Here is a 10,624-nt window from a genome sequence, read left to right as displayed (position 1 = left end):
GGGCAAGGGGCGCGGCTCGCCGGGGGAGATGCAAAACATTGCAAAGTGGTGCATACTCGTGCGTATGGCAATCACGGTGGCGGTCGCAGGTGCTTCGGGTTACGCGGGCGGGGAATTCCTCCGACTCCTACTCGGGCACCCGTCCTATGCGGCGGGGGAGTTAAAGATCGGCACGCTCGCCGCCGGGTCGAGCGCCGGACAGACGCTCGGGGAGCACCACCCGCACCTGCTGCCCCTCGCCGACCGCGTCCTCGCGGAGACCGAGGCGGAGACGCTCAAAGGCCACGACGTCGTGGTGCTGGGGTTGCCCCACGGGCATTCTGCGGCGATCGCCGAGCAACTGGGGCCGGACGTCCTCGTCGTCGACCTCGGGGCGGACTTCCGACTGGTGGACGCAGAGGACTGGACGGCGTACTACGGCTCCGAGCACTCCGGTACCTGGCCGTACGGTCTCCCGGAGCTCCCCGGGGCGCGTGAGGCGCTGCGGTCCACCCGCCGCGTCGCGGTCCCGGGGTGCTTCCCCACGGGCGCCACGCTCGCGCTGTTCCCGGCCGTCGCGGCCGGCCTCGTCGACGCCTCCGCCATCACGATCGTCTCCGTGACCGGAGCGTCGGGCGCAGGCAAGGCCGCCAAGGTCCCGATGCTCGCCGCGGAGGTCATGGGCTCGGCCAAGGCGTACGGCGTGACCACCCACCGGCACACGCCCGAGATCACCCAGAACCTTCGTGGGGTCACCGACGCGGAGGTGTCGGTGAGCTTCACCCCGGTTCTCGCCCCCATGGCCCGCGGCATCCTCACCACCGCGGTGGCGCCCACGACCGCGACCGCCGGGGAGCTCCGGGCGGTGTACGCCGAGGCGTTCGGAGACGAGCCGTTCGTCCACGTCCTGCCCGCGGGCGTGCAGCCCATGACCGCCTCCGTGCTCGGATCCAATGCGGTGCAACTCGGCATCGAGGTCGACGAGCGCGCCGGCCGCGCGGTGTTCACCGCGGCGATCGACAACCTCGCCAAGGGCACCGCCGGGGGCGCGATCCAGTCGATGAACCTCGCGCTCGGACTCCCCGAGACCGCCGGACTCAGCACCGTCGGCCTGGCCCCGTGACCGCGGACGCCCTGGCGGGCGCCACCTCCAGAGGCCGGGTCCACGGTCTCGAGATGTGGTGGGCCCCGGAGGGAACCCATGCGATGTTCTGGGTCGCCCCCGCCGGCTCGACCGGCATCCTCAACGTCCACGGTGACGGGGCGGACGCGGTGGAACTGCGGTGGAGCACCCTGAGCGCCGAGATCCCGTCCACCCGCGCGGTCGTCCTGCTCGACGGCCCCGGCGTCGGAGACCCCGGCGCGGACTTCACGGCCGCGCACGAGGTCGCCGAGAACGTCGCCCGGTTCGTCAGCTCGAGATCGGGTGTCGAGGCCGGCCCGATCGAGGTGCTCGTCTTCCGGCCTGACACCGATCACGCGCCGTGGCCGGAACCCGCACCGACGGCGGACGGAGCCGAGTTCCGTTTCCGACACCGCGGTGGCGCGGACGTCCGACTCGCCCTGACCATTCCCGACCAGCCCGGAGAGGCCTGACATGACCACCGAGATGAACGACGGCTCCACGCAGCTGACGCCGTTCGTCCGCGCGCACGTGCTCGCCGAGGCGCTGCCGTGGCTGCAGAAGTTCCACGACAAGATCGTCGTGGTCAAGTACGGCGGTAACGCCATGGTGGACGACGACCTCAAAGCGGCTTTCGCGGCGGACATGGTGTTCCTGCGCACCTGCGGGCTCAAGCCCGTGGTGGTCCACGGGGGCGGGCCGCAGATCACCTCCATGCTCGGTCGTCTGGGCATGGAGGGCGAGTTCCGCGGCGGGTTCCGGGTCACCACCCCCGAGGTCATGGACATCGTCCGCATGGTGCTGTTCGGCCAGGTCGGACGCGAGCTCGTCGGTCTGATCAACGCCCACGGCCCCTACGCGGTCGGGATCTCCGGAGAGGACGCGGGACTGTTCACCGCGGTTCGCCGGACAGCGATGGTCGACGGGGAACCCACCGACATCGGCCTGGTCGGCGATGTGCAGTCCGTCGACCCGCGGGCCGTCCTCGACCTCATCGAGGCGGGAAGGATTCCCGTCGTGTCGACCATCGCTCCCGACTCTGACGGCACCGTGCACAACATCAACGCCGACTCCGCGGCCGGGGCGCTCGCCTCGGCCCTGGGTGCGGAGAAGCTCATCGTCCTCACCGACGTCGAGGGGCTGTACACCGACTGGCCGGACCGCTCGTCCCTCGTGACGCATCTCGGTACCGAACCACTCGAGCGGCTCCTCCCGTCCCTCGAGAGCGGGATGGTGCCCAAGATGGAGGCCTGCCTGCGGGCGGTCCAGGGCGGGGTGCACGCAGCCCACGTCATCGACGGGCGCGTCGAACACTCGGTGTTGCTCGAGATCCTCACCGAAGGGGGCATCGGGACGATGGTCACCGAGGGCCACCACGAAACCAGGTCGCCGGCAGGAGCCGAGAAATGAACGACACGCACACCGTCACCGACACAGACACCCCGACCCTCACCGCGCGGTGGGACGACGCGCTGATGCGCAACTACGGCACCCCGCCGCTCGAGCTGGTCTCGGGCAGTGGCGCGACGCTCACGGGCGCCGACGGTCGTGAGTACGTCGACCTGCTCGGCGGGATCGCCGTGAACTCCCTCGGACACGGCCACCCGGCCGTGGTCGCCGCCGTCAGTCGCCAGGTCGCCGAACTCGGGCACATCTCCAATCTGTACGCCCACCCCAGGGTGGTCGAGCTGGCCGAACGCCTCGAGTCCCTCTTGGCGGTGGACCAGCCGGTCCGGGCCTTCTTCTGCAACTCGGGAGCCGAGGCCAACGAGGCCGCGTTCAAGATCGCCCGCCGGACGGGCCGGTCCCGCATCCTGGCAGCGGAGAACGGCTTCCACGGACGGACGATGGGGGCGTTGGCGATGACGGGCCAGCCCGCCAAGCGCGCGCCGTTCGAGCCCATGCCACCCGGGGTCGAGTTCTTCCCCTATGGCGACATCGACGCCCTGACCACGCTGGTGGAGCAGGCTCCGGGCGAGACGGCCGCCGTCATCATCGAACCGCTCCAGGGCGAGGGCGGCGTCGTCGAGCCCCCCGAGGGGTTCCTCGCCGACGTGCGCGCCCTGTGCACCGAGCACGGCGTCCTCATGATCGTGGACGAGGTCCAGACGGGGATCGCCCGTACCGGTGCGATGTTCGCCTGCCGCAAGGCCGGGGTCGTGCCCGACGTGGTCACCCTCGCGAAAGGGCTCGGTGGTGGCCTGCCGATCGGCGCGTGCCTCGGCGTCGGCGCCGCGGGCGAACTACTCACCGCCGGGCAGCACGGCACCACCTTCGGCGGCAACCCGATCTCGTGCGCCGCCGCTCTCGCCGTACTCGACACGATCGAGTCCGATGACCTCGTGGCGCACGTCGACCGCCTCGGCAAGATCATCGCCGCCGAAATCGAGTGCCTCGACCACCCACTTGTCGACCACGTGCGTGGACGGGGCCTCCTGCTCGGGATCGTGCTCACCGCGCGGGCCGCCAAAGCGGTGGAGGAGGCGGCGCGCGGAGCCGGGTACCTGGTGGGCGCCACCACGGCGGACGTGGTCCGCCTCGCACCACCGCTCATCCTCACCGAACAGCAGGTCGCCGAGTTCGTGTCCGCGCTGCCTGGGATCCTCGACACCGCGTCGTCCACCATCGCAGCCCAGAAGGAGTCCTCGTCATGACCGGCCCGACCGTCAGCTCATCGACCGCCGCGACCGCGTCGACCGCGACCTCCACCCCTGCGGTCCGTCACTTCCTCCGCGACGACGACCTCAGCCCCGCCGAGCAGGCCGAAGTCCTGGACCTCGGGTTGAAGCTCAAGGCCGAGCCGTTCTCCGCCCGACCCCTGGAGGGCCCGCGGTCTGTCGCGGTCATCTTCGACAAGACCTCCACCCGCACCCGGTTCTCGTTCGACGCCGGGATCGCGGAACTGGGCGGGAACGCCATCGTCGTCGAGTCCGGCTCCACCCAGATGGGCAAGGGGGAGACCCTCTCCGACACCGCCCGGGTGATGTCGCGCTACGTCGAGGCGATCGTCTGGCGCACCTACTCACAGGACGGCCTCGTCGAACTCGCCGCCCACGCGGACGTTCCCGTTGTCAACGCCCTGAGCGACGAGTTCCATCCGTGCCAGATCCTGGCCGACCTGCTCACCATCCGCGAGAACTTCGGCCGCACCGAGGGACTCCGGGCGGTGTACCTGGGGGACGGGGCCAACAACATGGGCCACTCCTACCTCCTCGGGTTCGCGACCGCCGGCATGCACATCACCATCGCGGCCCCCGAGGGGTACCAGCCCACCGGCCAGGTGGTCGCCGACGCCCAGCGGATCGCGGCGGGAACCGGCGGTTCGGTGACCATCACGGCGGACGTCGACCCGGCCGTGGACGATGCCGACGTCCTCATCACCGACACCTGGGTCTCGATGGGCATGGAGGACTCGGCCACGCAGCGCCTGCGGGACCTCGCCGACTACCAGCTGGACCGGGCGTCGGTGGCCAGGGCCTCGGACGACGTCATCGTCCTGCACTGTCTGCCCGCCTACCGCGACAAGGAGATCGCCGCCGAGGTGATCGACGGCCCCCGCAGCCGAGTCTTCGACGAGGCCGAGAACCGACTCCACGCCCAGAAGGCGCTGCTGGTCTGGCTCCTGGAGCGATCGTGACCGCCGTCGGTACCGTCAGCCGGACGGCCCGGCACGCCCGGATCACGGAGATCCTGCGTCGCCGACCGGTGCGCAGTCAGACCGAGCTCGCCGAGGCGTTGGCGCAGGAGGGTATCGCCGTGGCGGTGGCCACCCTCAGCCGGGACCTGGACGAACTCGGCGCCGTGAAGCTCCGCGCCGCAGACGGAGGCGCCGGGCGCTACGTGATCCCCGAGGACGGCAGCCACGTGCCGGGAATCCCGGGCGGGACGGACCGGCTGGGCAGGCTGATCGCGGACCTACTCGTGTCCGCCGACCACAGTGCCAACATCGCGGTCCTGCGAACTCCTCCCGGGGCGGCAAACTTCCTCGCCAGCGCCCTCGACCGGGCCAATCTGGACGACGTCGTCGGGACCATCGCGGGGGATGACACCATATTCGTGATGGCCCGCGAACCCGTCACCGGAGCTGAACTCGCCGACCGACTGGCCGGACTGGCACGACGCCAGATCTGACCGGCCCCGCAGACCGACCCACCCCCCTGAACAGACCCCACACATCAAGGAGAACACCATGTCCGATCGCGTCGTCCTCGCCTACTCCGGCGGACTCGATACCTCCGTCGCCATCAGCTGGATCGGTCAGGAGACCGGTGCCGAGGTCGTCGCCGTCGCCATCGACCTCGGTCAGGGTGGTGAGGACATGGACGTCATCCGGCAGCGCGCGCTGGACTGCGGAGCCGTGGAGTCGGTGGTCGTGGACGCCCGCGACGAGTTCGCCGATGACTACTGCGCCCCCACGATCAAGGCCAACGGCCTGTACATGCGTGAGTACCCGCTGGTCTCGGCGATCTCCCGTCCACTCATCGTCAAGCACCTGGTCACCGCGGCCAAGATGCACGGTGGGACCTCCGTGGCGCACGGCTGCACGGGTAAGGGCAACGACCAGGTCCGCTTCGAGGTCGGTTTCGGTGCGCTCGCGCCGGACCTCGACGTGATCGCGCCGGTCCGCGACTACGCCTGGACCCGCGAGAAGGCGATCGAGTTCGCCGAGCGGAACGAGATCCCGATCAACGTCACCAAGAAGTCGCCGTTCTCCATCGACCAGAACGTCTGGGGCCGTGCGGTGGAGACGGGCTTCCTCGAGGATCTGTGGAACGCCCCGACCAAGGACGTCTACGACTACACCGAGGACCCGACCATCAACTTCGCCGCCCCCGACGAGGTCACGGTGACCTTCTCCGAGGGCGTGCCGGTCGCGATCGACGGCCGCAAGGTGACCGTGCTCGAAGCGATCGAGGAGCTCAACCGTCGCGGCGGCGCGCAGGGCGTCGGGCGCCTCGACATGGTCGAGGACCGCCTGGTGGGCATCAAGAGCCGCGAGGTCTACGAGGCGCCGGGCGCCATGATCCTCATCACCGCCCACAAGGCGCTCGAGGACGTCACCCTCGAGCGTGAGCTCGCCCGATACAAGTCCGGCGTGTCCGACACCTGGTCCAACGCGGTCTACGACGGTCTGTGGTTCTCGCCGCTCAAGTACGCCCTGGACGCCTTCATCGACAACACGCAGCAGCACGTGTCGGGGGACATCCGGATGGTCCTGCACGGCGGCTCGATCACCGTCAACGGCCGTCGTTCCGACTCCTCGCTCTACGACTTCAACCTCGCCACCTACGACGAGGGTGACTCGTTCGACCAGAGCTACGCGAAGGGCTTCGTCAACCTGCACGGCCTGAGCTCGAAGATCGCCGCCAAGCGGGACCTCGGCCTGTGAGTGCGGAGCAGGGCGACTCCGGGCGGCACGGCACCAACACGGGCTCCCTGTGGGGAGGTCGGTTCTCCGGCGGGCCGTCGGAGGCCATGGCCGCGCTGAGTAAGTCCACCCACTTCGACTGGGAGCTGGCCCCGTACGACATCCGCGCGTCCAAGGCGCACGCCCGGGTTCTGCACCGCGCGGGTCTGCTCACCGGGCCCGACCTGGACGCCATGCTCGACGGGTTGGATCGGCTGGCCGCGGATGTCGATTCGGGGGCCTACGTCCCGGCGGAGTCCGACGAGGACGTGCACGGTGCCCTCGAGCGCGGCCTGATCGAGCGGGTGGGGCCCGAGGTGGGCGGTCGGCTGCGTGCCGGCCGGTCCCGTAACGACCAGGTGGCCACCCTGTTCCGCATGTGGCTCCGCGACGCCGTGCGGGCGGTCGCGGCGGGGGTCCTGGACGTGGTCGACGCGCTCGTCGGCCAGGCCGACGCGCACCCCGAGACGGTGATGCCGGGCAAGACCCACTTCCAGGCCGCGCAGCCGGTCCTGCTCGCCCACCAGTTGCTCGCGCACGCCCAGCCGTTGCTGCGCGATCTGGACCGGATCCGTGACCTCGACCGCCGTCTGGCGGTGTCGCCGTACGGTTCGGGTGCGCTGGCGGGGTCGTCGCTGGGGTTGGACCCGGACGCGATCGCCGCCGAGCTCGGCTTCGACCGGGCCGCCGACAACTCGATCGACGCCACCAGCTCCCGCGACTTCGCCGCCGAGGCGTCGTACGTGCTGGCGCAGATCGCGGTCGACCTGTCCCGCCTGGCGGAGGAGATCATCGCCTGGTCCACGCCCGAGTTCGGGTACGTGACGCTGGCGGACGAGTGGTCGACGGGCAGCTCGATCATGCCGCAGAAGAAGAACCCGGACGTGGCGGAGTTGATGCGCGGGAAGACCGGTCGACTGATCGGTAACCTGACCGGCCTGCTGGCGACCCTCAAGGCGCAACCGCTGGCCTACAACCGCGATCTGCAGGAGGACAAGGAACCGGTCTTCGACTCGGTGTCGCAGCTGGATCTGTTGCTGCCGGCCATGGCCGGTCTCGTGGCCACCCTGGAGTTCCATCCGGAGCGGCTCGCCGAGCTCGCTCCCGCCGGGTTCACCCTGGCCACCGACATCGCGGAGTGGATGGTCCGGCAGGGCGTCCCGTTCCGGGTCGCCCACGAGGCGGCGGGGGAGTGCGTCCGTGTGGCCGAGAACCGCGGCGTCGGGCTCGACGAATTGGACGACGACGAGTTGGCGGCCGTGGACCCCGCGCTGACGCCCGAGGTGCGCGAGGTCCTCACCGTCACCGGGTCGATCGCGTCGAGGAACGCCCGGGGCGGCACCGCGGGCGAGGCGGTGGCCGCCCAGCGCAGGCGACTGGGCGAGATCCGCGACGAGTTCGCGGGCTGGGTAGGGTGAGCGCCATGTCCGTCATCGACGCACGTCTGCTCGAGATCCTCGCCTGCCCCGAGGACAAGGGCCCGCTCCTGCTCGCGGGATCGGAGACGCTGTACAACCCGCGTCTGCGCCGGGCCTACCGGATCGACGACGGCATCCCCGTGCTGCTGGTCGACGAATCCCGGCAGGTGGACGACGCCGAGCACGCGGAGCTGGTCGCCCTGGCAGGTGGAGGCACCGAGGGGTGAGTTCCCCGGACGACCGGACAGGCCCCGCCGTCGGCACCGATACCGATCGGTTCCGGTTGCTGCTGCGGGAGTCATCGCCTGACACCGCGGCCCGGGCTCTGCTCGGAGGGATCCTGTCCCACGGCGCGGTCTCGGTGAGGATCATGGAGGTCGAGGCCTACGGCGGGCCACCGGAATCCCGCTTTCCCGACGCGGCCGCTCACACCTGGCCGGGCCCCACCCCCCGGAACGAGGTCATGTTCGGGGACGCCGGTCATCTGTACGTCTACCTGAGCCACGGGATCCACCAGTGCGTGAACATCACGTGCCGGCCCGCCGGGGAAGGCGGCGGAGTACTGCTCAGGGCGGCCCGCATCGCCGGCGGCCACGAGATCGTGGACTCCCGCCGGCCCGGCGTCCCGGCCGAGCGGGCCGCCCGCGGACCCGGCAATCTCGGCAGCACCCTGGGCATCGACCTCACGATGAGGGGCATCGACGTGCTCGACTCGTCGTCGTCGGTCCAATTCCGCCCCGACCCGGTCCCCGGGCACCACATCAGGTCCGGTCCGAGGGTCGGGGTCTCCCGCGAAGCGGACCGCCCGTGGAGGTTCTGGGTGGCCGGCGCGCGGGAGGTCTCCGCGTACCGACGCAGCCCACGGGCCCCGCAGCTGACCCGCCCCGTGGTGGCCGGACACGCCGAGTGAGGGACAATGTCCGTCGTGACCAACAACATCCTCGATGAACTGCAGTGGCGCGGGCTGATCGCCCAGTCGACCGATCTCGACGCGCTCCGGGCGCACCTCGACGAGGGCGCCGTGTCGCTCTACTGCGGGTTCGACCCGACCGGGCCGAGCCTGCACGCCGGTCACCTCATCCCGCTACTGACCCTGCGCCGGTTCCAGTTGGCCGGACACCGGCCGATCGTTCTGGCAGGCGGCGCCACCGGCATGATCGGTGACCCCCGCGACGTGGGGGAGCGGGTCATGAACACCTCCGACACCGTGGCGGAGTGGACCGAGCGGATCGCCGGTCAGCTCGAGCGGTTCGTCGACCTCACCGAGGGCCCCGTTGGCGCGCGGGTCGTCAACAACATGCAGTGGACCGGCCACATGACGGTGATCGAGTTCCTCCGCGACGTCGGCAAGCACTTCTCGCTGAACACGATGCTGGGTCGGGACACGGTCAAGCGCCGGCTGGAGGGAGAGGGGATCTCCTTCACCGAGTTCTCGTACATGCTCCTGCAGGCCAACGACTTCCTGCAGCTGCGTCGCAACATGGGGTGCACGCTCCAGCTCGGCGGGTCCGATCAGTGGGGCAACATCGTCGGCGGTGTCGATCTGAACCGGCGGGTCGACGGGGAGTCCGTGCACGCGATGACCGTTCCCCTGGTGACCTCGTCGGACGGGAAGAAGTTCGGGAAGTCGACCGGAGGCGGGAGTCTGTGGCTCGATCCCGCGATGACGAGCCCGTACACCTGGTACCAATACTTCCTCAACACCGCCGATGCCGATGTGGTGCGTTACCTGCGGTGGTTCTCCTTCCTCGGTAGGGAGGAGATCGACGAGCTCGAGGAACTCACCCGGGAGAAGCCCCACATGCGGGCGGCGCAGAAGCGACTCGCCGAGGAGATGACAACCCTGGTCCACGGAGTCGCCGCGACCGAGTCCGTCCAGGCCGCCGCGCAGGCGCTCTTCGGCAGAGGCGAGTTGGCCGGCCTCGACGAGGCGACGCTGGCGGCCTCGCTGGAGGATGCCGGTGCTGTCGAGATCGCGCAGGGTGAGCCCGCCACGATCGTCGATCTCCTGGTGGCCTCCGGTCTCTGCGACAGCAAGGGGGCGGCGCGGCGTGCGGTCGGGGAGGGCGGCGCGTATGTCAACAACGAGCGCGTCTCGGATCCGGAATGGACTCCGGCGGCCTCTGACCTCCTCCACGGATCATGGCTCGTGCTCCGGCGGGGGAAGAAGAACTTCGCCGGGGTCAGGATGAACTGAGTCTGGAAGATCGTTGAAGGCGCCGGTGAACCCGGCGCCTTTCGGCATTTCTGCAGGTCTAGCTGCGGGTTTGCGTTTCCGTTCACGTCTGCGTAACTTATTGGAAGTCGCCGAGAGCGGCCCGGGCCGAGAGGCCGGGGACGCCGAGGAGACGGGCTCCGAACAGCAAGAAGATCTCGCCGGTTTGACTCGGTGAGACCGGATAGCTAAGATGGAGAAGTTGCCCTCGAGAGAGTGGCGGCGGCGCCGCGAGGCGGGAAAGCAACCGGATTGTGAATCGGAACGCAGACCTGTTACGCTGGTGGAGTTGCCCTCCTCGGGAGGGCGGCGGAGATCACCCCGGGTGAAGCGAGGCGAACAGCCCCGTGGAGACGGTGTGTGGGTGTTGTTTGAGAACTCAACAGTGTGTTTTGTTTGTGATAGTGCCAAATTTTTTGTTTGGTTGCGACCCTTTCACATCCCTGTCGTGGGGGTCGCGTTTTTGTTTGAACAGCCAGTTT

Annotated in this window: 11 protein-coding genes; all 11 read left to right on the top strand. The window is 69.6% G+C overall.

The features are described 5' to 3' along the window. The first annotated feature begins 64 nt into the window (after positions 1–64). From argC to tyrS, 11 genes are read left to right on the top strand one after another with little or no spacing between them, the layout of a single operon-like run. Positions 65–1,102 carry an N-acetyl-gamma-glutamyl-phosphate reductase gene (argC, locus tag J1M64_RS10080; RefSeq protein ID WP_206474110.1) on the top strand — a complete coding sequence of 346 codons (1,038 nt, stop codon included), beginning with the start codon at positions 65–67 and terminating at the stop codon, positions 1,100–1,102. Next, positions 1,099–1,575 (top strand): hypothetical protein, encoded by a 477-nt coding sequence (locus tag J1M64_RS10075; protein ID WP_069390102.1) that lies wholly within the window; start codon positions 1,099–1,101, stop codon positions 1,573–1,575. Before argC ends, J1M64_RS10075 begins: the two co-directional genes overlap by 4 nt. 1 nt (position 1,576) lies before the next feature. Then, a complete protein-coding gene (gene argB / locus J1M64_RS10070) occupies positions 1,577–2,512 on the top strand; it encodes an acetylglutamate kinase (protein WP_182608982.1) in 936 nt (311 codons plus the stop codon). Next, complete coding sequence (locus tag J1M64_RS10065) at positions 2,509–3,756, top strand: acetylornithine transaminase (RefSeq protein WP_206474109.1); 1,248 nt, start codon at positions 2,509–2,511, stop codon at positions 3,754–3,756. The genes argB and J1M64_RS10065 overlap by 4 nt, the downstream gene beginning before the upstream one ends. Continuing rightward, positions 3,753–4,739 carry an ornithine carbamoyltransferase gene (gene argF / locus J1M64_RS10060; protein WP_206474108.1) on the top strand — a complete coding sequence of 329 codons (987 nt, stop codon included), beginning with the start codon at positions 3,753–3,755 and terminating at the stop codon, positions 4,737–4,739. The genes J1M64_RS10065 and argF overlap by 4 nt, the downstream gene beginning before the upstream one ends. Further along, the gene (locus J1M64_RS10055) at positions 4,736–5,233 is read left to right on the top strand and encodes an arginine repressor (RefSeq protein WP_096905560.1); all 498 of its coding nucleotides are present in this window, start codon (positions 4,736–4,738) and stop codon (positions 5,231–5,233) included. Before argF ends, J1M64_RS10055 begins: the two co-directional genes overlap by 4 nt. A gap of 58 nt (positions 5,234–5,291) precedes the next feature. Next, the gene (locus tag J1M64_RS10050) at positions 5,292–6,491 is read left to right on the top strand and encodes an argininosuccinate synthase (RefSeq protein ID WP_132063238.1); all 1,200 of its coding nucleotides are present in this window, start codon (positions 5,292–5,294) and stop codon (positions 6,489–6,491) included. Beyond that, positions 6,488–7,927 carry an argininosuccinate lyase gene (gene argH / locus J1M64_RS10045; protein ID WP_132063239.1) on the top strand — a complete coding sequence of 480 codons (1,440 nt, stop codon included), beginning with the start codon at positions 6,488–6,490 and terminating at the stop codon, positions 7,925–7,927. Before J1M64_RS10050 ends, argH begins: the two co-directional genes overlap by 4 nt. Before the next feature lie 5 nt (positions 7,928–7,932). Then, positions 7,933–8,154, top strand: coding sequence for a Trm112 family protein (locus tag J1M64_RS10040; protein WP_067714095.1), 222 nt, complete (start codon positions 7,933–7,935; stop codon positions 8,152–8,154). Between the two features lie 56 nt (positions 8,155–8,210). Then, positions 8,211–8,837 (top strand): DNA-3-methyladenine glycosylase, encoded by a 627-nt coding sequence (locus J1M64_RS10035; protein WP_067714140.1) that lies wholly within the window; start codon positions 8,211–8,213, stop codon positions 8,835–8,837. A gap of 6 nt (positions 8,838–8,843) precedes the next feature. After that, positions 8,844–10,124 (top strand): tyrosine--tRNA ligase, encoded by a 1,281-nt coding sequence (tyrS, locus tag J1M64_RS10030; RefSeq protein ID WP_206474107.1) that lies wholly within the window; start codon positions 8,844–8,846, stop codon positions 10,122–10,124. Positions 10,125–10,624 lie beyond the last annotated feature (500 nt).

It is taken from the genome of Dietzia sp. KRD202, from assembly GCF_017168155.1.
Taxonomy (GTDB): domain Bacteria; phylum Actinomycetota; class Actinomycetes; order Mycobacteriales; family Mycobacteriaceae; genus Dietzia; species Dietzia kunjamensis.
Note: the sequence above shows the minus strand (reverse complement) of the source record. Positions and strands in the feature narration are given on the sequence as shown.